This window comes from Caulobacter sp. D5, assembly GCF_003185805.1.
Taxonomy (GTDB): domain Bacteria; phylum Pseudomonadota; class Alphaproteobacteria; order Caulobacterales; family Caulobacteraceae; genus Caulobacter.
This window is the reverse complement of sequence record NZ_QHJY01000414.1, coordinates 1-21,069: the sequence shown is the minus strand read 5'-3', so window position 1 is coordinate 21,069 and position 21,069 is coordinate 1. Positions and strand designations below refer to the sequence as shown.

23 protein-coding genes and 1 pseudogene are annotated in these 21,069 nt (G+C 67.8%); 15 read left to right on the top strand and 9 right to left on the bottom strand.

The window, feature by feature from the left end; translation table 11 throughout:
* Positions 1-141: 141 nt before the first annotated feature.
* Positions 142-795 carry an alpha/beta hydrolase gene (locus tag DMC18_RS22450; RefSeq protein WP_110119812.1) on the bottom strand — a complete coding sequence of 218 codons (654 nt, stop codon included), beginning with the start codon at positions 793-795 and terminating at the stop codon, positions 142-144.
* 194 nt (positions 796-989) lie between these two features.
* On the opposite strand from DMC18_RS22450, the gene DMC18_RS22445 reads away from it, so the two are divergent.
* The 11 genes from DMC18_RS22445 (at position 990) to DMC18_RS22395 (ending at position 8,986) form a co-directional block, all read left to right on the top strand.
* Positions 990-1,442 (top strand): Rrf2 family transcriptional regulator, encoded by a 453-nt coding sequence (locus DMC18_RS22445; RefSeq protein WP_110119811.1) that lies wholly within the window; start codon positions 990-992, stop codon positions 1,440-1,442.
* Positions 1,439-2,587, top strand: coding sequence for a cysteine desulfurase family protein (locus DMC18_RS22440; RefSeq protein WP_110119810.1), 1,149 nt, complete (start codon positions 1,439-1,441; stop codon positions 2,585-2,587). Before DMC18_RS22445 ends, DMC18_RS22440 begins: the two co-directional genes overlap by 4 nt.
* Positions 2,587-4,056, top strand: a complete 1,470-nt coding sequence (gene sufB / locus DMC18_RS22435) for a Fe-S cluster assembly protein SufB (RefSeq protein ID WP_110119809.1) — start codon at positions 2,587-2,589, stop codon at positions 4,054-4,056. The genes DMC18_RS22440 and sufB overlap by 1 nt, the downstream gene beginning before the upstream one ends.
* 34 nt (positions 4,057-4,090) lie before the next feature.
* Positions 4,091-4,537, top strand: a complete 447-nt coding sequence (locus DMC18_RS22430; RefSeq protein ID WP_110119808.1) for a hypothetical protein — start codon at positions 4,091-4,093, stop codon at positions 4,535-4,537.
* Positions 4,534-4,836: a type II toxin-antitoxin system RelE/ParE family toxin gene (locus DMC18_RS22425; protein WP_158285965.1), complete on the top strand. Its 303-nt coding sequence runs from the start codon at positions 4,534-4,536 to the stop codon at positions 4,834-4,836. The genes DMC18_RS22430 and DMC18_RS22425 overlap by 4 nt, the downstream gene beginning before the upstream one ends.
* A 3-nt stretch (positions 4,837-4,839) precedes the next feature.
* Positions 4,840-5,589: a Fe-S cluster assembly ATPase SufC gene (sufC, locus tag DMC18_RS22420; protein ID WP_110119806.1), complete on the top strand. Its 750-nt coding sequence runs from the start codon at positions 4,840-4,842 to the stop codon at positions 5,587-5,589.
* Positions 5,586-6,611: a Fe-S cluster assembly protein SufD gene (sufD, locus tag DMC18_RS22415; protein ID WP_110119805.1), complete on the top strand. Its 1,026-nt coding sequence runs from the start codon at positions 5,586-5,588 to the stop codon at positions 6,609-6,611. The genes sufC and sufD overlap by 4 nt, the downstream gene beginning before the upstream one ends.
* Positions 6,608-7,828, top strand: a complete 1,221-nt coding sequence (locus DMC18_RS22410) for an aminotransferase class V-fold PLP-dependent enzyme (protein ID WP_110119804.1) — start codon at positions 6,608-6,610, stop codon at positions 7,826-7,828. The genes sufD and DMC18_RS22410 overlap by 4 nt, the downstream gene beginning before the upstream one ends.
* A gap of 4 nt (positions 7,829-7,832) precedes the next feature.
* Positions 7,833-8,192 carry an SUF system Fe-S cluster assembly protein gene (locus tag DMC18_RS22405; protein ID WP_110119803.1) on the top strand — a complete coding sequence of 120 codons (360 nt, stop codon included), beginning with the start codon at positions 7,833-7,835 and terminating at the stop codon, positions 8,190-8,192.
* Positions 8,193-8,206: 14 nt separating this feature from the next.
* A complete protein-coding gene (locus tag DMC18_RS22400; protein WP_110119802.1) occupies positions 8,207-8,602 on the top strand; it encodes an iron-sulfur cluster assembly accessory protein in 396 nt (131 codons plus the stop codon).
* Between the two features lie 75 nt (positions 8,603-8,677).
* Entirely contained in the window at positions 8,678-8,986 is a 309-nt protein-coding gene (locus DMC18_RS22395) for a hypothetical protein (RefSeq protein WP_146218173.1), read from the top strand.
* A 3-nt stretch (positions 8,987-8,989) separates the two neighbouring features.
* On the opposite strand, the gene DMC18_RS22390 is transcribed toward DMC18_RS22395, so the two are convergent.
* The 4 genes from DMC18_RS22390 to DMC18_RS22375 all read right to left on the bottom strand — a co-directional run bounded on the left by DMC18_RS22390 (position 8,990) and on the right by DMC18_RS22375 (position 11,520).
* Positions 8,990-9,448, bottom strand: a complete 459-nt coding sequence (locus tag DMC18_RS22390) for a CDP-alcohol phosphatidyltransferase family protein (RefSeq protein WP_255580421.1) — start codon at positions 9,446-9,448, stop codon at positions 8,990-8,992.
* Between the two features lie 105 nt (positions 9,449-9,553).
* Positions 9,554-10,111, bottom strand: a complete 558-nt coding sequence (locus tag DMC18_RS22385; protein ID WP_110119799.1) for a hypothetical protein — start codon at positions 10,109-10,111, stop codon at positions 9,554-9,556.
* Between the two features lie 49 nt (positions 10,112-10,160).
* Entirely contained in the window at positions 10,161-10,946 is a 786-nt protein-coding gene (locus DMC18_RS22380; RefSeq protein ID WP_110119798.1) for a 1-acyl-sn-glycerol-3-phosphate acyltransferase, read from the bottom strand.
* A gap of 13 nt (positions 10,947-10,959) precedes the next feature.
* Positions 10,960-11,520: a TetR/AcrR family transcriptional regulator gene (locus tag DMC18_RS22375; RefSeq protein ID WP_110119797.1), complete on the bottom strand. Its 561-nt coding sequence runs from the start codon at positions 11,518-11,520 to the stop codon at positions 10,960-10,962.
* Between the two features lie 95 nt (positions 11,521-11,615).
* On the opposite strand from DMC18_RS22375, the gene DMC18_RS22370 reads away from it, so the two are divergent.
* The 3 genes from DMC18_RS22370 to DMC18_RS22360 all read left to right on the top strand — a co-directional run bounded on the left by DMC18_RS22370 (position 11,616) and on the right by DMC18_RS22360 (position 16,445).
* A complete protein-coding gene (locus DMC18_RS22370) occupies positions 11,616-12,590 on the top strand; it encodes a glycosyltransferase family 9 protein (RefSeq protein ID WP_110119796.1) in 975 nt (324 codons plus the stop codon).
* Positions 12,590-12,976, top strand: coding sequence for a DUF6165 family protein (locus DMC18_RS22365; protein ID WP_110119795.1), 387 nt, complete (start codon positions 12,590-12,592; stop codon positions 12,974-12,976). The genes DMC18_RS22370 and DMC18_RS22365 overlap by 1 nt, the downstream gene beginning before the upstream one ends.
* A 268-nt stretch (positions 12,977-13,244) precedes the next feature.
* Positions 13,245-16,445 (top strand): TonB-dependent receptor, encoded by a 3,201-nt coding sequence (locus DMC18_RS22360; protein WP_110119794.1) that lies wholly within the window; start codon positions 13,245-13,247, stop codon positions 16,443-16,445.
* A 259-nt stretch (positions 16,446-16,704) separates the two neighbouring features.
* Here the strand turns inward: DMC18_RS22360 and DMC18_RS22355 are convergent, their stop codons facing one another.
* Both DMC18_RS22355 and DMC18_RS22350 read right to left on the bottom strand, forming a co-directional pair.
* Positions 16,705-17,508, bottom strand: coding sequence for an enoyl-CoA hydratase/isomerase (locus DMC18_RS22355; protein ID WP_110119793.1), 804 nt, complete (start codon positions 17,506-17,508; stop codon positions 16,705-16,707).
* A 157-nt stretch (positions 17,509-17,665) separates the two neighbouring features.
* Positions 17,666-18,727: a GGDEF domain-containing protein gene (locus DMC18_RS22350; RefSeq protein WP_110119792.1), complete on the bottom strand. Its 1,062-nt coding sequence runs from the start codon at positions 18,725-18,727 to the stop codon at positions 17,666-17,668.
* A 180-nt stretch (positions 18,728-18,907) separates the two neighbouring features.
* Here DMC18_RS22350 and DMC18_RS22345 point away from each other — a divergent pair, with 180 nt between their 5' ends.
* Positions 18,908-20,365 carry a coniferyl aldehyde dehydrogenase gene (locus tag DMC18_RS22345; protein ID WP_110119791.1) on the top strand — a complete coding sequence of 486 codons (1,458 nt, stop codon included), beginning with the start codon at positions 18,908-18,910 and terminating at the stop codon, positions 20,363-20,365.
* A 146-nt stretch (positions 20,366-20,511) separates the two neighbouring features.
* Here DMC18_RS22345 and DMC18_RS22340 read toward each other — a convergent pair whose 3' ends face one another.
* Both DMC18_RS22340 and DMC18_RS22335 read right to left on the bottom strand, forming a co-directional pair.
* The gene (locus DMC18_RS22340; RefSeq protein ID WP_110133322.1) at positions 20,512-20,769 is read right to left on the bottom strand and encodes an aa3-type cytochrome c oxidase subunit IV; all 258 of its coding nucleotides are present in this window, start codon (positions 20,767-20,769) and stop codon (positions 20,512-20,514) included.
* A gap of 120 nt (positions 20,770-20,889) precedes the next feature.
* A pseudogene (locus DMC18_RS22335) lies at positions 20,890-21,069 on the bottom strand (hypothetical protein); the annotation flags it as partial.

The window sequence follows — 21,069 nt, the reverse complement described above, 5'->3', positions numbered from 1 at the left end:
GAGGTCTGAGCGGCTGAACGATGGGTCCTCGGCACAAGGCCGAGGAAGGTGGAGTTTTTAGCGTGATTGGGTGATCGCCAAACAAAAAGCCCGCCCTCGTCGCCGAGAGCGGGCTCTTCGAAACTCGAAAGCTCCCAACCCCTACGGGATCGGGTTGGCTTCCAGGCGCTTGTCAAGATAGCCGCCGACGGCCTGCTCGACGCTGGGCAGGTGCTCGGCCCAGAAGTGGGTGGCCTTGTCGACGACTTCATAGTCGATGACGATGCCCTTCTGGGTGCGCAGCTTGGAGACCACGCGCTCGACCTCGACGGGCGGCACGACGGTGTCGGCGCCGCCGGTCAGGATCAGGCCCGAGGCCGGGCAGGGGGCCAGGAAGCTGAAGTCGTACATGTTGGTCGGCGGCGACACCGAGATGAAGCCGTCCGTCTCCGGACGGCGCATCAGCAGCTGCATGCCGATATAGGCGCCGAAGCTGTAGCCGGCGACCCAGGTCTGGGCCGCGGCGGGGTTGTTGGCCTGCAGCCAGTCGAGCGCCGTGGCCGCGTCGGCCAGTTCGCCGATGCCGCTGTCGAATTCGCCCTGGCTGCGGCCGACGCCGCGGAAGTTGAAGCGCAGGGTCGCGAAGCCGCGCTTCATGAACAGGTGGTACAGCTGCACCGACACCGGGTGGTTCATGTGACCGCCGGCCTTGGGGTGCGGGTGCAGGATCAGCGCGATGGGCGCATTGTCCGTCTTGCCCGGCGAATAGCGGCCTTCGATACGGCCCGCGGCGCCGGTCAAAATCACGTCAGGCATACAGGTCCCCGTCACGAGTTGGGGCGTCGGGGCCTGTACCATTCGCCGTGAAAGGCGCATGGAATACTTGACCGCCGCGCTTGGTCTTCCTAAATCCGCATCGCGCGCACCGCCCAGCCGGGCGCGGGGCGAAGTCGCGGCTTGTAGCATACGCAAATGCGGTTGCGCGGGGAATCTGCAAGGGAGAGCGCCTGATGCGCCTGAGCACGAAGGGACGTTACGCCGTGATGGCCATGACCGACCTCGCCCGCAAGCAGGACGAGGCGGAGGGCCGCGCGGTGGCCCTGGCCGAGATCGCCGCCCGCCAGCAGATTTCTCTTTCCTATCTCGAACAGCTTTTCGCCCGCCTGCGCCGCAAGGGGCTGGTGGTCAGCGCCCGAGGGCCCGGCGGCGGCTATCGCCTGGCGACCGACGCCCGTTCGACCCGAATCTCCGACATCGTCATGGCCGTGGACGAGCCCCTGCGCGCCACCCGCTGCGGCGTGGGCAAGACCGGCCACAAGGGCTGCATGGCCGGCGGCGCCAAGTGCCTGACCCACGACCTGTGGGAGGAGATGGGCCGCCAGATCCATTCCTACCTGGCCTCGGTGACCATCGCCGACGTTCTGGAAGGCCGCCTGCGGCCGGAGGCGAAGGTCGCGGCGTGACCAGCAAGCCCGCCATCTATCTGGACTACAACGCCACCGCCCCGATCCGCCCCGAGGCGCGGGACGCGGTGCTGCGCGCCTTCGATCTGGCCGGCAATCCCAGCTCGGTGCACGCGGCCGGCCGCGCCGCTCGCGACGTGGTCGAGACCGCCCGCAAGCAGGTCGGCGAACTGGTCGGCGTGGTCGCCGGCTCGGTCACCTTCGTCAGCGGCGGCACCGAAGCCAACGCCCTGGCCATCGACAGCGCCGTCGCCTCGGGCGTCAAGCGCATCGTGGTCAGCGCCATCGAGCATGACGCCGTGGTCGAGACGGCCGCCGCGAGCGGCGTGTCCGTCTCCGTGCTGCCGGTCGACGCCGACGGCGTCGCCGACCTTTCCAAGCTTCCCGACCTGCTGGCGGGCGAGGGGCGGACCTTGGTCTGCCTGATGCTGGCCAACAACGAGACGGGCGTGATCCAGCCCGTCGCCGAGGCTTCGGCGATCGTGCGCGCGGCCGACGGACTGCTGCATGTCGACGCCGTGCAGGCGGCCGGCAAGATCGCCATCGACTTCTCCGCCCTGGGCGCCGACACCCTGGCGCTGTCGGCCCACAAGATCGGCGGCCCGCAAGGCGTCGGCGCGCTGGTGGCCGGCACGCGGGCCAATGTGGTGCGTCGTCAGCATGGCGGCGGCCAGGAGCGCGGACGTCGGGCCGGCACCGAGAACGTCGCCGGGATTTCCGGCTTCGGCGCGGCCGCTTCGGCGGCCCTGCGGGACTTGCCCCAGGCGGCCGATCAGGGCATTTGGCGCGACGCCTTGGCCCAGCGGGTCAAGGACGCCGGCGGCGTGGTGCTCGGGGAGGGCCCAGAAGGCGGTCTTGGTCGCCTGCCCCAGACTCTTTGTTTGGCCGCCGAGGGCTTCGCCTCGCAGGTCCAGGTCATGAACCTGGATCTCGCCGGGGTGATGGTCAGCGCCGGCAGCGCCTGCTCGTCGGGCAAGGTCAAGGCCAGTCGCGTGGTCGAGGCCATGGGCCGCTCCGATCTCGCCCCCTATGCGCTGCGTGTCAGCGGCGGTTGGGCGAGCACCGAAGCGGATTGGATTGTGTGCGGCGACGCCTGGCTCGCCGCCTGGAAGCGTATCGGCGCCCGGCGCCGGGAGGTGGCTTGATGGCCGCGGTCAAGGAAACGATCGACACCGTCGCCGCGCTCGAGAAATACGAGCACGGCTTTACGACCGATATCGACCAGGAGTTCGCCCCCAAGGGGCTCTCCGAGGACATCGTGCGCTTCATCTCGGCCAAGAAGGACGAGCCGGCGTGGATGCTGGAATGGCGTCTGGAGGCCTATCGCCGCTGGCTCGAGCTGGAAGAGCCGGACTGGGCCAAGGTCAGCTATCCGAAGATCGACTACCAGGACACCTACTACTACGCCGCGCCGAAGACCAAGGAAGGGCCCAAGAGCCTGGACGAGGTCGATCCCGAGCTGCTGGCCGTCTACGAGAAGCTGGGCATCCCGCTGAAGGAGCAGGCCGTGCTGGCCGGCGTCGAAGGCGCCCCTCGGTATGCCGTGGACGCGGTGTTCGACTCCGTGTCGGTCGTCACCACCTTCAAGAAGGAGTTGGCCCAGGCCGGCGTCATCTTCTGCTCGATGAGCGAGGCGATCCGCGAGCACCCGGAACTGGTCAAGCAGTACCTGGGCAGCGTGGTGCCGACCTCGGACAACTATTTCGCCTGCCTCAACAGCGCGGTGTTCAGCGACGGCTCGTTCGTCTACGTGCCGCCGGGCGTGCGCTGCCCGATGGAGCTGTCGACCTATTTCCGGATCAACGCCAAGGATTCCGGCCAGTTCGAGCGCACCCTGATCATCGCCGACAAGGGCGCCTACGTCTCGTACCTGGAGGGCTGCACGGCCCCGATGCGCGACGAGAACCAGCTGCACGCGGCCGTGGTCGAGCTCGTCCTGCTGGACGACGCCGAGATCAAGTACTCGACCGTCCAGAACTGGTATCCGGGCGATCCGGAGACCGGCAAGGGCGGTATCTACAACTTCGTCACCAAGCGCGCCGACTGCCGCGGCGACCGCTCCAAGGTGTCGTGGACCCAGGTCGAGACCGGCTCGGCCATCACCTGGAAGTACCCGTCCTGCGTTTTGCGTGGGGAAGGGTCCTCCGGCGAGTTCTACTCGATCGCCGTCACGAACGGTCATCAGCAGGCCGACACCGGCACCAAGATGATCCACCTGGGCGCCAATACGAAGTCGCGGATCGTCGCCAAGGGCATCAGCGCCGGCAAGTCGACCAGCACCTATCGCGGCCTGGTTTCGGCCCACCCGAAAGCCAAGGGCGCGCGCAACTTCACCCAGTGCGACAGCCTGCTGATCGGCAAGACCTGCGCGGCCCACACCGTGCCCTATATCGAGGCCCGCAACGGCCAGTCGGTGTTCGAGCACGAGGCCACCACCACCCGCCTGTCGGACGACCAGCTGTTCTACTGCCAGCAGCGCGGCCTTTCGCAGGAAGAGGCCGTGGCCCTGCTGGTCAACGGTTTCGTCCGCGACGTGCTGCAGCAACTGCCGATGGAATTCGCGGTGGAGGCCCAGAAGCTGGTGGCGATCTCGCTGGAAGGCTCCGTGGGATGATACGATATGTTCCTCGCCACGCAGGAGCCATGACGTGAAAGCCTATACGGTTCAGATCGACGAGGCCTTCGAACAGACGCTCGTCGCCCACGCGGCCGAGCGCGACCTCAGCGTCGAGGACTTCCTGCTGTCCGCCAGCCAATGGCTGATCGCGGAGGACGAGATGTACGCCCGCGAGCCTTTCACCCCTGAACAGATCGCGCAAATCGAGGAAGGCCTAGCCGAGGCGGATCGCGGGGAGACCTTTTCTAGCGAGGAGGTCATGGCCCAGATTCGCGAGAAGTTTCCGGAGGCGACGGGGCGGCAGATCATCGAACGCGCTCTGGAATCCTATAGCGAGTTCCTGAATCTGGCGGCCGACCTGCCAGCCTTGGACGAGGACGCGGACACCCGTGTCGCTGAAGGCCTGGCGGCGATGGAGCGCGGCGACGAGACCCCTCAAGATGAGGTCTTCGCCCGTTGGCGGGCGAAATACGGGTGAGGATCGTCAAATGGACCACACCTGCCCAGCAGTCGGCCGAACGATTCTTGGATCTGCTTCTTGGTCTGAATTCTTTGGCGGCGAAACGCGCCAGCGAAGAAATCCAGGCTGCCACGCGCCGTCTGGTCTACATGCCGACTCCGGGGCGCGCCTCGCAGCGTTGGCCGGGCGCGCGCGAACTCAGCCTGGTGCGCTGGAAAAAGCTGATCGTGTTCAAGATCCTGCCTGATCGCATCTCCGTAATCGCCTTTCTCGATGCCCGTCAGGATCTCGACGTCATCGACCTGAGTGAAGTCTGAACCATGCTCTCCATCCAAAACCTCCACGCCCGCGTCGAAGACAAGCCGATCCTGAAGGGCGTCACGCTCGAGGTGCCGGCGGGCGAGGTGCACGCCATCATGGGTCCGAACGGCGCCGGCAAGTCGACGCTGTCCTACGTGCTGAGCGGCCGCGGCGGCTATGAAGTGACCGAGGGCTCGGCGAGTCTGAACGGCGAGGACCTGCTGAGCCTGGAGCCCAACGAGCGGGCGGCCAAGGGCGTGTTCCTGTCGTTCCAGTATCCGCTGGAAATCCCCGGCGTGCCGGCCCTGACCTTCATCCGCACCGCCGTGAACGCCCAGCGCCGCGCCCGTGGCGAGGACGAGATCGCCGCCCCGGCCTTCCTGAAGCTGGCCAAGGAAAAGGCCGCCTCGCTGAAGATCGACTTCGAGATGCTCAAGCGCGGCCTGAATGTCGGCTTCTCGGGCGGCGAGAAGAAGCGGATGGAAATCTTCCAGATGGCGATGCTGTCGCCGAAGTTCCTGATCCTCGACGAGACGGACTCGGGCCTCGACATCGACGCCCTGAAGATCGTCTCCGAAGGCGTCAACGCTTTGCGCAGTCCTGAGCGCGGCATGCTGGTGATCACCCACTACCAGCGCCTGCTCGACTACATCAAACCCGACCGCGTGCACGTGCTGGCCGCTGGCCGCATCGTCGCGTCGGGCGGTCCGGAGCTGGCCCTGCAGCTGGAAGCCGAGGGCTACGACAAGTACGTCGGGGCCGCCGCGTGAGCCTTTCCACCGCTCTCAAGACCGGCGACGTCACCGCGCTGCCGTCGCGCCGCGACGAGGACTGGCGCTGGACAGACCTGCGCGGCCTGATCCGCGTGCTGCCCGAGCCCGCGCCGAAGTTCGACGGCGAGCTTCCGGCCGGTCCGTTCGCGGGCCTGGCCGACGGCGAGATCCTGTTCGTCAACGGCCGCCACGTGGCCACGAGCGGGCAGGGCGATGTCCTGGCGCTGCGCTTCGTCGCGGCGACCGACAAGGCCTCGCAGGCCGCGTCGTACGCGGTCGTGGTCGAGCCGGGCGCCAGCCTGACCTTGCTGGAAAGCCATGAGGGCCGCGCGGCCGGCTACATCTCGGACGTGTCGCTCGACATCGCCGTGGGCGAGGGCGCGAGCCTGACGCGCATCGTGCTGGTCGAGGATGACGCCGAGGCCGTCGACGTCGTCACCGCCCGCGTCGAACTCGCCGCCGGCGCGAGCTTCGCCCAGACCGTCCTGACCGGCGGCGCGCGTCGCCAGCGGATCGAGACGCACGTCGCCCATCCCGGCGCCCACGCCCAGGCGCGCCTGGACGGGATCTACCTGCTCAGCGGCCAGCGCCATGCCGACCAGACCACCGTGGTCACCCACGACGGCGTCGACGGTGTGACCAGCCAGCTGACCAAGGGCATGGTCGCCGATCAGGCCCGCGGCGTGTTTCAGGGCCGGATCATCGTCCAGCCTGGCGCCGACCAGACCGACGCGCGGATGGGCCACCACGCCCTGATCCTGTCGGACAAGGCCGAGATCGACGCCAAGCCGGAACTGCTGATCTTCGCCGACGACGTCGCCTGCGCCCACGGCAACACCATCGGCGCCCTGGACGAGGAAGCGGTGTTCTACGCCCGCCAGCGCGGCATTCCCGAGCTGGACGCCCGGGCGATGCTGACGGAGGCCTTCGTCGGCGAGGTGGTCGAGCGCATCGAGCACGCCGGCGCGCGCGAGATCGCCGCCGCCTGGGTCGCCAAGCAGCTGGGGCGTTCTGAATGACCGCCGCCTTCGACGTCGAGGCGATCCGCGCCCAGTTCCCGATCCTGTCGCGCACGGTGCACGGCAAGCCGCTCGTTTACCTGGACAGCGCCGCCAGCGCCCAGAAGCCCGACGCGGTGCTGGACGCCATGATGGGCCTGGCCCGCACGTCCTACGCCAACGTCCATCGCGGCCTGCACACGTTGGCCAACGAAACGACGGAACTCTATGAAAAGGCGCGTGAAACCATCGCGCGCTTCATCAACGCCGACGTCAATGAGATCGTCTACACCAAGAGCGCCACCGAAGCGGTGAACCTGGTGGCCGACACCTTCGGGCGCAGCCTGAAGCCCGGCGACGAGATCATCGCCTCGGAGATGGAGCATCACGCCAACATCGTGCCCTGGCACTTCCTGCGCGAGCGCTATGGCGTCGTGCTGAAGTTCATTCCTGTGCTCGACGACGGCCGGCTCGACATGGAGGCCTACAAGGGCCTGCTGTCGGAAAAGACCAAGATGGTCGCCGTCACCCACATGTCGAACGTGCTGGGCACGGTCAACGACGTGGCGCAGATCGTTCGTCTGGCCCATGCGGCCGGCGCGCCGGTGCTGCTCGACGGCTGCCAGGGCGTGGTCCACACCAAGGTGGACGTCAAAGCGCTCGACGTCGATTTCTACGTCTTTAGCGGCCACAAGCTCTACGGCCCCACCGGCATCGGCGTGCTCTACGGCAAGGCCGAGCGCCTGGCCGCCCTGCCGCCTTACCAGGGCGGCGGCGAGATGATCGGTTCGGTCAGCCTGGACAAGATCACCTATGCCGACCCGCCGCACCGCTTCGAGGCCGGCACGCCGGCGATCCTCGAGGCCGTCGGCCTGGGCGCGGCCATCGAGTGGCTCAACACCATCGACCGCGACGCCGCCCTGGCTCACGAGCATGCGCTCTATGAGCGGGTCGCCCAGCGCCTCGAAGGCGTCAACGGCGTGCGGATCCTCGGCACGGCGCCCGGCAAGGGCGCGGTGATGAGCTTTGTCGTCGAGGGCGCCCACGCCCATGACGTGGCCCAGGTGCTGGACCGCTACGGCGTGGCCGTGCGGGCCGGAACGCATTGCGCCGAGCCGCTGATGAAAAGGTTCGGGGTGACGTCGAGCGCCCGGGCTTCCTTCGCCCTATATAATACGCCTGCCGAAGCCGACGCGTTCGTGGACGCGCTGGACAAGGCCCGCAGCTTCTTCAGTTGAGCCTATGACCGACCAAGCCGAAGTCCCGCAAGCCGCGACGGCTCTTTCCTCCGAAGAGCTGAACCGCCTGACCGACCAGCTGATCGAGAAGCTGAAGACGGTGTTCGACCCGGAAATCCCGGTCGACATCTATGAACTCGGCCTGATCTACAAGGTCGACGTCAGCGACGACAAGGACGTGGCCATCGACATGACCCTGACTGCGCCGGGCTGCCCGGTGGCCGGCGACATGCCGGGCTGGGTCAAGGACGCGGTCATGGAGATCGACGGCATCCGCTCGTGCAATGTCGACCTGACCTTCGACCCGCCGTGGGACCCGTCGCGGATGAGCGACGAGGCCAAGCTGCAGCTGAACATGTTCTAGAGGCAGGACCCGCCATGGAAACCGCCGTCACCGCCCGCCCGCGCCGCCCGCGCCCCAAGGTCGTCACCCTGACCGAGGCCGCCGCCGCGCGCGTGAAGGAGATCATGGACAGGGCCGACCAGCCTTATGCCGGTCTGCGCGTGGGCGTGAAGAACGGCGGCTGCGCGGGCCAGGAATACGTCTTCGAGTACGCCAAGGAGAAGGGCCCGATCGACGAGGTCGTCGAGGACAAGGGCGTCACCATCCTGATCGAGCCGAAGGCGGTGCTGTTCCTGATCGGCACGCAGATCGACTACGAGGTCACCAAGCTGTCGTCGAAGTTCGTGTTCCATAACCCGAACGAGACCGACGCCTGCGGCTGCGGCGAGAGCGTGACCATCCAGCCGGCGGCTGAGCCCTCCGAGGCGTGACGCTTTAGACGATCGAAAGGCTTGATCGCTGGATCAAGCGAGGCCGACGGCCATAGCGAGAAAGCGAACAGGCCGTTGGCCAAGACCATAGCAGCAAGCAGTCAGTTCTGGCGCGGGATGGCGGCCGTTTTCGGCGTCATCTGGCTTCTGTTCAGCTTGCCGGCGCTGATCATCGCCATGCTGCTGGTTCCGGGCGTTGATCTGAGTGCGAGCCGGGGCCCGGCTTTTGCCTTGGCTCTGATCCTGACGCCAACCGTGGCGATGGGCGGAGCCCTCTGTTGTTTTCTCGGCGTTGCTCGGAGCCGTCGAAAGCTGGCGACGTGGGGATATTGCGCGCCTCTGGTCCCCATCATGCTCTTGATCGCAACCTTCGCCCTTCGCTGATCGTCATTGGGATAGGCTGCTCGTTGCGCTGGCCGGGTTTTCGGCGCCGACGAAGCCGGGCGCGGCTCGGCGCGCATAGATCGCCACCGTCACGACCGATAGCGCCGCGCTGGCGGCCAGGGCCCAGAGGCCGGCCGTCTGGGCGCCGAGCGGGGCCAGCAGCAGGCCGACGCCCAGGAAGTTCAGCGCGATCTTCGGATGCTCCAGCGGCGGGTAGTTGAAGTCGCGCTCGGGCTGGGCCTGCTGGAGGCCCGCGACGAAGAAGTTGCGGGCGATCAGCAGCAGCGAAACCGAGATCCAGGCGCCCGGAAAGGCGCCGGCCGCCATGAGGGCGGCGAGGCTGACCAGGGTCAGCAACCGGTCGGCCAGCAGGTCGAACATCGCCCCGAAGGTCGAGGTCTGGCCGAAGCGCCGGGCGACCCAGCCGTCGAGCACGTCGGTCAGGCCGGCGCCGAGGAACAGGGCCAGGGCGACTCAGCCGGCGTCGGCGAGCACGGCCCAGGCCAGGAAGGGCAGGGCGATCAGGCGAAGCGCGGTCAGCAGGTTGGCCAGCATGTCGGCCTCCTTCTAGCGATAGGCGGCGACCACCGTCCTGTAGGCGGCCTGGCTCTTGTCCAGCGCTTCCGATGAGCGGGCGCTGAGCACGAAGGTCAGGAAGAAGGTCTGGCCGTCGGCGTCGTTTTCCTGGCCGTAGGCGACCAGTTCCCAGTTGGCGCCCTTGCCCGGAGTCTGCCGGTAGACCGTCAGCGCGCCGGCGGCTGCTGTGGCCATGTCGGGCAGGCGTTCGAGCTTCAGGCCTGGATCGTCGGCGAGGAACTTGGCCTGGTCCTGCTCCAGGAACCCCGCCAGGTCGTCGGCGTCGCCGTCGCGACGGGTGGCGCAGGCGTAGATGACCGCCGGAGCGTCCCTGAAGGTCTGGCCCGTCGGGGTGAGAGCCTTGCAGTTGTTCTCGTGCCTGACGTCTTCGAGCGCGCTCCACCCCGCCGGGGCGGTGATCTCGGGCCACCAGTGCGGCTCGAAGCCTGTTTCCGTCGGGATCACGGCCTTGGTGATCTGGGCGGCGGCGGGGATCGGGGCGAGCAGGGACAGCAAGGCCAGGGCCGCCAGCGGCGGGAAGCGTGTCATGCGTTTTGTTCCTGCGAGAAGCATCCGGACAGACGCGCGGCGCATGGGCTCAGGCCGACAGCGGTTCGGCTTCGGCCGCCGGCTTCTTGCGCGGCGGATCGACCAGCACCGAGGCCTTCACCGGCTGGCCCGTGGCTTGCGCGATCAGTTCGTTGGTGCGGCCTTCGACGGTGTTTTCCAGCAGTTTCATGAACTCGACCTTCTGCAGGTCCTGGGGCAGGGCGGGCAGGAACTCGACGGTGGCGCGGCCGGGGGTCTTCTTCTTCTCCTGCTGCTTCCAGAAGCAGCCGAGATTGGTGGCGACGGGCACCACCGGCAGGCCGAAGTCCTGGCTCATGTGATAGACGCCGGTGCGATAGCGATAGCGCTCGCCCGGCGCGGCCAGGTGGCCCTCCGGATAGATCAGGATGCGACGGCCCTCGGCGGCCACTTGGGCGGCGCTCTTGGAGAGGGCGGCGCGGGCTTCCGGCCCGCCGCAGCTGTCGACGACGATGGCCCCGAACTTCTTGAGGATGCCGCCCAGCAGCGGGAACTTCTCCAGGTGGTCGCCGGTGACGAAGCTGAGATTGTCGAGATTTGCGAACATCACGAAGCCGTCGCCCCAGCTGTGGTGCTTGGCGGCGATGATGAAGGCGCCCTTCGGCAGGTTTTCCTGGCCCTTCAGCTCGACCTCGACCCCGGCGAAGACCCGCAGGGCCCACAGCATGCGCTTCGAATAGAGCCGCAGGGCGAAGGTCACCGGCCGGCGGCCCGGCAGTAGCGCCGAGAGCGCCGCCGACAGGCCGTAGAAGATCGACAGCACCCAATAGTAGGCGTTGAACAGCGCGCTGCGCATGTATCGAGGTTCCCTAGCGGGCTTTCAGCACGGCGAGGACCGCCGCGGTCATCAAAGGAGCGTGGGCCGAGAGCAGGTCCTCGCCCAGGCGGCCGTAGGCGCGGTTCTGGGCGGTCTGGGTGATGACGCCGATGGCCATGGCGGCGATGACGCGCGGGTCGCCCGGCGGCAGCTCCATCTTCAGCATGGCGTGCTTGATGATCGTCTCGACCAGGGTGACCGGATCGCGGCCATCTTCCTGGTAGTAGGGCAGGAAGTGGTGCAGTTGCAGCAGGTGGAACGAGAACAGGGTCCAGTCCTCGTCGGCGGCCGTGCAGTAGGCGCGGACGATGGCGCCGGCCTTGGCCTCGACGCCATGGACGGCGCTCGCCTCGGCTTCGATCAGCTCGGACAGGCGCCGGTGGGCGGCCATGAACAGGCCGATGGCCAGCTCGTCCTTGCTCTTCCAGTGACGGTAGATCGCGCCTTCCGAGACCTCGGCGCGGGCGGCGATCAGCTTGGTGGTGGCCGCGTCGACGCCCTGGGCGGCGAAGACCTCGAGGGCGGCGCGTTCGATGCGGGGCTTTGCGCTCATGAGACCGACGTTACATCAGATCGAACGGATTGCAAGTAAGCGCTCACATACGGCTTACCAATTGACGAGTGGGACGGGCGCGGTCATGCACGGCCATGGTCCAGACGGTTCTGATCTATTCCATGGGCGAGGTGATCGGCGACGGCCTGATCAAGCTGCCCTTCGTGGCCGGCCTGCGCGCGGCCTTTCCCGGTGCGCGGATCACCTGGTGCGCGGCCAAGGGCGAGACGGTCTATGACGGGCCGCTGAAGCGCGTCGTGGCCGGCTATGTCGACGAGATCCTCAAGGACGGCGTCACCGGCGCGGGCGCGCTGGACGTGCTGCCCTGGGTCAGGCCGTTCGGCGGGCGGACCTTCGACCTCGTCATCGACACCCAGGAGAACCTGCGCCGCAGCCTGGTCGCGCGGCGAGCCGCCAAGGGCGCTTTCGTCTCGGCCGCCATGGAGGCCCGCAAGAGCGACTGGCCGGCGGCCGTTGTCGATCGGCTGGCGCGGCTGCTGGCCCTGGCGAGCGACGGGCAGGGCGCCTTGCGGCCCTTGGCCCTGACCGAGACCGACGCCCTTTCGGCCGCCAGCGCCCTGCTGCCGGACGGCCCCGTCTATGTGGGTCTCGCGCCCGGCGCCGGCGGCCAGGAAAAGCGCTGGCCGCTGGAGCGCTATCTCGACCTCGCCCGCGACCAGCAGGTGGGCGGGCGAACGCCGGTGTTCTTCTTCGGACCCGACGAGGCGGCCGACGCGGCGATCGCCCGCGCCGAGGTTCCCGGGGCCCTGTTTCCCGAAGCCGATCGCGGCGACGGCTTCACCGCGGTGAAGGGGCCGCTGCTGGCCATCGCCCTGGCCGGCCGGCTGGCGGCGGCGGTCGCCAACGACGCCGGTCCCGGACACATGCTGGCGGCGGGCGGGGCGCCCCTGCTGTCGCTGCAACTGAACCGCCGCAAGGCGGTCAAGTTCCGGCCTGCCGCGCGCCGTCTTGAGGTGCTATGCGCCGAGGACTACGGAGAGGACATGGCCGCGCTGCCGACGAACGTCGTGAAGGCCGCCCTCGACACCCTGATCGCCGGAGTTTCCTGATGTCCATCCTCGCGCCCATTTCCGCCGGCGAGCTCGTCGACAAGATCACCATCCTGCGCGTGAAGGCCGAGCGGATCGGCGATGCGGCCAAGGAGGCCAATGTCCGCAAGGAGCTGGCCCTGCTGGAGGGAATCGCCGCCGAAAAGCTGACGCCGAGCGCCGAGCTCGACCGGCTGACGGCGGAACTGACCGATATCAACGCGGCGCTTTGGGACATCGAGGACGGCAAGCGGGCCTGCGAACGGCGCCAGGAATTCGGCCCCGAGTTCGTCCAGCTGGCCCGCCGGGTCTACATGGACAACGACAAGCGCGCCGCCGTGAAGCGTCAGATCAACGCCCTGACCGGCTCCGACATCGTCGAGGAAAAGAGCTACAAGCCGTACTGATCGGTCTTTCAAATCAATCTGTTGCGCCAAGTTTTCGAGGCGCGAGAGGAGGGCGGCCCGCCAGGCGGAGCCGCCCTTCGTCGTTCCAGCGCCTAGCGCTTCACTGCGCTTTCGACACCGAACGACGCTACCTGGCAACTTGTCGAAATCCGCCGCCAAAGAGGTCTCGCCGATAATGACACCGGTTACCGCTTCTGGGCGGCGACCGGAGGGCGGCGCGGATCACACGGGCCTCCTCCGAAGGAAACGACAGGGAGGGGGAGGCATCATGCTTCAAACGACATTCGAACGTCGCGCCGCGGCGCGTCTGTGCGCGGCCGCGTCCGTGCTGGCTCTGAGCGCCGGGGCGGCTCACGCTCAAGAGGCGGCTCAGGCCTCGGGCCAGTCCGTCGAGAGCACCGCCGTCGAGGAGGTGGTGGTCACCGGCTACCGCGCGGCCTTGCAGAGCGCGATCAGCGTCAAGCGCAACGCCAACGTGATGGTCGACGCCATCAACGCCGAGGACATCGCCGACTTCCCCGACGCCAACCTGGCGGAATCCCTCCAGCGCCTGCCGGGCGTGTCGATCGACCGTGAGAACGGGGAAGGGCGCACCATCACCGTCCGGGGCCTGGGCAGCGACTTCACCCGTGTGCGCCTGAACGGTCTGGAGGCGCTGTCGACGGCGGCGGCCACCGATTCCGGCACCAGCCCCAACCGCTCGCGCGGCTTCGACTTCAACACCTTCGCCTCGGAGCTGTTCAACTCGCTGAAGGTCCAGAAGACCGCCTCGGCCGAGACCGACGAGGGCTCGCTGGGCGCGACGGTCGACCTGCAGACCGGCCGGCCGTTCGACTTCAAGGGCCGGCGCCTGGCCCTGTCGATCCAGGATTCCTACTACGAGAACGGCGGCAATCACGTGCCGCGCATCGCGGGCCTCGTCTCCGACCGCTGGAACGACACCAAGATCGGCGACCTCGGGGCGCTGTTCTCGCTGGCCTACAACTCGCGCAAGCAGACCATCGACAGCTACCAGCGCCAGGCCGGCCAGAGCGACCTGCTGTATCGCAACGCCACCCACACCGGCGCGACGACGACGGCCACCGGCTTTGCGACTGTGGCCGAAGGCTCCAGCGCCGACGCCCTGGCCCAGATGAACGACCTGACGGTGATCCCGGCGCTTGCGACCCTGAACCACGCCGAGCTGCAGCAGGAGCGGATCGGCGCCACGGCGGCCTTCCAGTGGCGGCCGACCCCGAAGACCACGGTGACCACCGATCTGGTCTATTCGCGCCTGTGGCAGGACCAGACGAACTACCAGCTGCAGACCGTCGGCCTGAACCGCAACAACACCAAGACGGTGACCTCGGGCGGCAAGACCTATTCGACCTACAACGCCTCGACCGCGCCGGCGAGCGTGCAGCGCCAGATCCTGCCGTACTGCACCAGCCAAACGGCCACGGCCTATCGCGACGCCATCGACTGCGGCACAGACCTCTACGGCTCCTCGCTCGTGTCGGGCACGAGCTACAGCTACAATCCCAACAACCTCGATCCCTACGACTACTATTACAAGTACGGCTACAACGGGCAGACGGGCACGGCGGGCGTGCTGGGCGCGATCCAGGCCCTGGTCGGCCGGCCGGCGACCCAGGTGCTGGAAGCCCACGTCAACGACGCCAACCAGGCCGACTATCTGGTGATGGACAATGTCGATGTCCGCTCGGCGGCCGACGAGAGCTACTACACCACCACCTTCCAGCAGGCCTCGTTCAACGTCGCCCACGAGTTCAGCGACCGCTTCACCCTGAACGCCACCTACGGCCTGTCGCGCTCGCGCACCCAGAACACCGGCCTGCTGGTCGAGTTCAACCACATGGACGCCGACGGGGTGGTCTATGACGAGCGGGGCGGCGGCTCGATGCCGATCCTCAACTTCGGCTTCGACGTGGCCGACCCGACCCAGTGGGACACGGTCAAGGGCTTCTCGGCCCTGCGCCACTACGAGCGCTATGTCGACAACCGCTACGAGACCGCCAAGGTCGATCTGAAGTACGACATCGACGACGACCTGACCTGGAGCGGCGGCGTCGCCCGGCGCGTCTACCAGTTCACGACGGCGCAGTACCAACGCCTGTCGACCGAGACCCTGAACCCGACGCTGCTGGAAGCCGGCACCACGACCGCGGCGATGAGCAAGCTGGTGAACTGGGGCGCGGGCCTGGACGTCTCGTCCGGCACGCCGACCAGCTTCATCGTGCCCGACATCGACAAGTTCCGCAGCCTGTTCGGCTTCGACTGCAACTGCGTGAACAAGTGGGGCGATTGGCGGCTGTCGTCGAAGTCCAACCCGGGCAACGCCTATTCGGTGACCGAGACCGACACCAGCTTCTACAACCAGTTCGACTTCCGCAGCGGGCTGTTCGACCGCACCCTGCGCGGCAATGTCGGGGTGCGCTACGCCCTGACTGAGCTGGAATCGAACGGCTATTCGACCTCGGCCCGCGCCCTGACGGCGACCAACAAGTACCACGACCTGCTGCCGTCGCTGAACCTGGCCTACGAGCTGAAGGACAACATGCTGCTGCGCTTCGGGGCGGCCAAGGTGATGGCGCGGCCGCAACTGGCCAACCTGTCGCCGGGCATCTCGTCGCTCAGCACCTCGTTGCCGTCGAGCTCGCTGCCGTCGATCACCCTGGGCAATCCTGAACTCAAGCCGTTCCGGGCCACCAACTACGACCTGTCGTTCGAATGGTACTTCGCGCCTGGGGCGCTGTTCTCGGCGGCGATCTTCACCAAGGAGATCAGCAGCTTCCCGCAGAACGTGACCCGCTCGGGGCCGCTCAGCCAGCTGCTCGACAGCGACAGCCTGGCCTCGGTGAAGGACGCCCTGACCAACACCGCGCTGCTGGCCTATATCGCCGCCGACGGCGACTGGACCATCCGCCAGTACGTCGACGCGCCCGGCGGGCGGATCTCGGGCGTCGAGTTCAGCTACCAGCAGAACCTGACCTTCCTGCCCGCGCCGTTCGACAAGCTGGGCGTCCAGGCCAACTACACCCACCTGGAATCCAAGCTGGGCTACATCCTCAACCCCGACAAGGCCGACGGCATCGTCGAGGGGCCGTGGCTGGGCGCTTCGCCCGACGCCGTGAACTTCACGGTCTATTACGACGCCGACAAGTGGTCGGCCCGCCTGTCGAGCGCCTATCGCGCGGCCTATTACACGACCTATCCGCTGGCCTCGGGCACCTGCGCGCCGGGCGACTGCTCCTCGCCCTACGTCAACGACTTCGGCGGCTCCAACGCCACGTTCAACCTCGACGGCTCGGCGACCTACACGGTCAACAAGTTCATCACCCTGAACGTCGAGGCGCTGAACCTGACCAACCAGAAGACCGAGCGCTGGGCCTACGACGCCAACCACCTGGTCACCAACTATGGCTCGACCGGGCGCAGCGTGTCGGTGGGCTTCAGGCTGAAGTACTGAGGGGGCGAGGTCGACTTTTACCGCGGCGGGAAGCGCCATCTCTCTATCGCCTCCCTCGTCCTTGTGGCGAGGGCCCATGCCAGCGACCGCTCAGACCTTTGCCATGCAGCCAAGGTCTGAGCGGCGGAACGATGGATCCTGGGCACAAGGCCCAGGAAGGCGGCTTTGCGAATATCGATCCGGTCCAGGATCACCTCAACCTGAAGGCGTCGTCCGTAGGAAATTGGCGATAACCTCCAAGGTGGGGGCTCTAACGCCTTCACCGCCCCTTGAAGGCCGCCGGGCGCTTTTGCAGGAAGGCCGAGACGCCTTCGATGAAGTCCTCGGTCTTGCCGGCGGCGCGCTGGGCCTGGCGTTCGGCGTGCAGCTGGCCGATCCAGTCGGTCTCCAGGCTGTTCCAGACCAGGCGCCGGATCGCGCCGAGCGAGGCCGGCCCCTCGGCCAGGGCGCGGGCCAGCTCCAGGGCGGTCGGCATCAACTCGGCGTCGGGAACGCAGCGGTTGACCAGGCCCCAGTCCAGGGCCTTGGCGGCGGGGATCTTGTCGCCCAGCAGCATCATCTCCATCGCCCGGGCCTTGCCCACCAGGCGCGGCAGCAGCCAGGTCGAGCCGCCGTCAGGCACCAGGCCGATGCGGCGGAAGGCCTGCAGAAAATAGGCGCTCTCGGCCGCCACGATGATGTCGCCGAGCAGGGCCAGGGAGCAGCCGATGCCGGCGGCCGGGCCGTTGACGGCGGTGACGATCGGCAGCGGGAAGTCGCGCAGCAGCGTCACCAGCGGATTGTAGACGCTTTCCAGGGCCGCGCCGGCGTCGGGCTTGCCGTCGGCGTCCATCGGCCGGCCGGCGGTCGCCCCCGCCGAAAGGTTGGCGCCCGAGCAGAAGCCGCGGCCTTCGCCGGTGAGGACGACCGCGCGGGCCTCGACCTGGCCGGCGGCGATCGCACCGAAGGCGTGGGCCAGTTCGCGGGCGACGTCGGGGCTGGCGGCGTTCAGCGAGGTGGGGTCGGAAAGGGTGACGACGGCCACGCCGCCTTCGGTTTCCAGCCGGATCTTCTCGTAGGCCATCACATCCTCCGGGCGTCTTTTCGCGCCTGAAGGCAAGCTAGGCGCGGCTGCCCCGGGGGAACGCAAGCGCTGGATGGCTCAAAAGGAAAGAGCCCGCCGATCCTGGGATCGACGGGCTCCGGACGCGGTTCTCTGGAGAAGAACGCGTGTTCTGTTCTCAGGCGGCGTTGGCCGATTCCTGCTGGGTCTCGGCGGCGGTGACGCGGTTGCGGCCGCTGCGCTTGGAGGCGTAGAGCGCGGTGTCGGCGCGTTCCATGACCGAGTGGGCGGTCTCGCCCTTGCGGCGTTCGGCGAAGCCGGACGACAGGGTGATGGCGCCCAGGTCCTCGTTGGTCGAGCGACGCTTGAGCATGCGCGAGGAGACCTCGACGCGGATCTCTTCCAGCGTGGCGTTGACCACGGCGGCCGCTTCGCCCGGGAAGATCATCGCGAATTCCTCGCCGCCGTAGCGGGCGGCGAAGCGGGGCAGGGCGGCGACGCGGCCGATGACGCTGGCGACGTAGCGGATGACCTGGTCGCCGGTCTGGTGACCCCAGGTGTCGTTGAAGCCCTTGAAGTGGTCGATGTCGAGCACGGCCAGGCAGATGGCCGAACCGGCCTCGTCGGCCTCGGCGCAGGCGCGCTCCAGCTCTTCGTCGAAGGCCTTGCGGTTGGCGAGGTTGGTCAGGCCGTCGGTGGTGGCGTCGCGGCGCACCTGCTCCAGGTGTTCGCGCAGGCGGTCGACCTCGGCGGTGGACTCGGCCAGGCGGTTTTCCAGCGCCTTGTTTTCCTTGGCGACCTGCCGGGTGGCGGCGGCCAGGCTGGTGACCACGGCCTTGATGCCTTCGACGGCGGTCGGGCCGTCGAGGTCCTTGGAGACCCCGGCCAGGGTCTTGCCGAAGGCGGCGTTGGTCTTCTGGGCGTTCTGGATGGCCTTCGAAACCGATTCCAGCTCCTTGGAGAGCAGGTCGCCGGCGTCACGGATCTGTTCGTTGAGGCGGGCCTTGGGAAGATAGGCGGCGGCCAGCTCTTCGCTCAGCATCTCGGTGATGGGCTCGCCCATCGAGATCAGGCGGGTGATCTCGCGCGCCAGGGCGCCGTCCGGATCGGCCACATAATGGGTCCAGAGCTCGAAGTTCAGCGCGGTCGGCCAGATCTGATGACGCTCCATCAGGTCCAGGGCCCGACGGGCGATCTTGTAGGCTTCAGGGCCGCGCAGAGTGGTCTCGACGTCCGACATCTTTCATTCCCCCGTTCGGTCCCGGTTTCTCCAGGGCCGATCGCTTGCGCGCCAAACATAAGCGCAAGAGTTCAAACGAGCGGTTAAGGCCGGACGGGCGCGCTTGCGCCGGTCACAACTTCAACGCATCCTGAACGCTGATAAGATGAGCCGAGAGGCCGTTTTCGGGAGAGACGCCGCATGAACGCCCCCGCCAACCTTGGTCCGGAGGCCGTCCGGGCCGGCCTGGAGACGGTGCTGCAGAAGCAGAAGGCCGCCCACCTGCGTGACGGCGCGCCATCGGCCGGACGGCGTATCGACTGGCTGAACCGCAGCATCGGCCTGCTGGTCGATCACCAGGACGACATCGCCAAGGCGGTCAGCGACGATTTCGGCGTGCGTTCCAAGGACGCCACGGCCCTGACCGACGTCGCCGGCTCGATCGGGCCGCTGAAGTTCGCCCGCGACCATCTGCGCCAGTGGATGAAGACCGAGAAGCGACGCACGACGCCGGCGCTGCTGGGCGTGTTCGGGGCCAAGGCCGAGGTGCGCTGGCAGCCCAAGGGCGTGGTCGGGGTGATCAGCCCGTGGAACTTCCCGATCAACCTGACCTTCGCGCCGCTGGCCGGGGTGCTGTCGGCCGGCAATCGGGCGATGATCAAGCCATCGGAGTTCACGCCGGCGACGTCGGAGCTGATGAAGGCGATGTTCGCCAAGGCCTTCGACGAGGAGGAGATCGCGGTCGTCACCGGCGGTCCGGACGTGGGGCAGGCGTTTTCGGGCCTGGCCTTCGACCACCTGCTGTTCACCGGGGCGACCTCGGTGGCGCGCCACGTGATGCGGGCGGCGGCCGAGAACCTGGTGCCGGTGACGCTGGAGCTGGGCGGCAAGAGCCCGGTGATCCTGTCGCGCGGCGCCGACCTGGAGACCGCCGCGGCGCGGGTGATGGCCGGCAAGACGCTGAACGCCGGCCAGATCTGCCTGGCGCCCGACTATGTGCTGGCCCCGGCCGAGGACGTCGACCGCTTCGTCGCGGCGGCCAAGGCGGCGGTCGCCAAGAGCTTCCCGACCCTGAAGGACAATCCCGACTACACGGCCCTGGTCGCCCAGCGCCACTACGACCGGGTGAAGGGCTATGTCGACGACGCACGGGCCAAGGGCGCCAGGGTGGTCGAGCTCAATCCGGCCGGCGAGGACTTCGCCCAGCAGGAGCACCGCAAGATCCCGCCGACCCTGATCCTGGATCCCACCGACGACATGACGGTGATGCAGGACGAGATCTTCGGTCCGCTGCTGCCGGTGAAGGCCTATGACCGCGTCGAGGACGCCATCGGCTACGTCAACGCCCACGCCCGCCCGCTGGCTCTATACTGGTTCGGGACCAATGAGGCCGAGCGCGAGAAGGTGCTGGACGCCACGACCAGCGGCGGGGCCACGGTCAACGACGTGATCTTCCACGTCGCCCAGGAGGACCTGCCGTTCGGCGGCGTCGGCCCGGCCGGCACCGGCGCCTATCACGGCCACGACGGCTTCCGCGAGTTCAGCCACCGCAAGGCGGTGTTCCACCAGCTGAAGAAGGACATCGGCCCGATGCTGGCGCTGCGCCCGCCTTACGGGGCGGCGATCCGGAAGTATCTGGCGGGGCAGATCAAGCGGTGAGAAATCCTCCCCCTGAAGGGGGAGGTGGCCCGGAGGGCCGGAGGGGGAAAGGTCTGCTGAATTTGAAGCCGACGCCGGCGTAGGAGGCCACATCCCCCTCCGTCGGCTTCGCCGACACCTCCCCCTTCAGGGGGAGGGTCTGGTCTTCACCGCCCCTCGGTCCACAGGTCCAGCGGCTGCTTGGCCTCGTGGCGGATGACCGCGAAATAGCCGGCCACGGCCAGCACGACGCCCGTGATCAGTCCGCCGAAGAAGCCCGCCGGGGTGGCGAACCACAGGGTCAGGGTGGTGATGGCCACCGCCAGGGCGACGACGCACCAGCGGATCAGCACGCTGAAGGCGTGGTAGGTGCGTTCGTGGGTCAGCAGGTCGGCGTCTGATTGGGACGGCGCGAAATTGGCCATGGCGGTTCCTCCGGGCTTTTTGCTCGTTCTTGGCAAACGCGCGGAACCGTCGAGGAAACAAAGAAAAGCCGGCGGCTCCGTGGAGCACGCCGGCCACTCTACGCCCGAATGGGCGGTTCGTCAGTCCTCGACCTTGGCCAGGCGGGGCGGAGCCCGCAGCAGGAAGGCGGGGATGTCGTTGCCGAAGCCGACCACGCGGCGATCGTCGTCGTCGTCGCGGGCGCGGACCGGCTGGACGCCGCGCACCGGCATCGGCGGACGCTCGCGCGACGCGCGCGGCGCGGGGGCGACTTCCTCGAC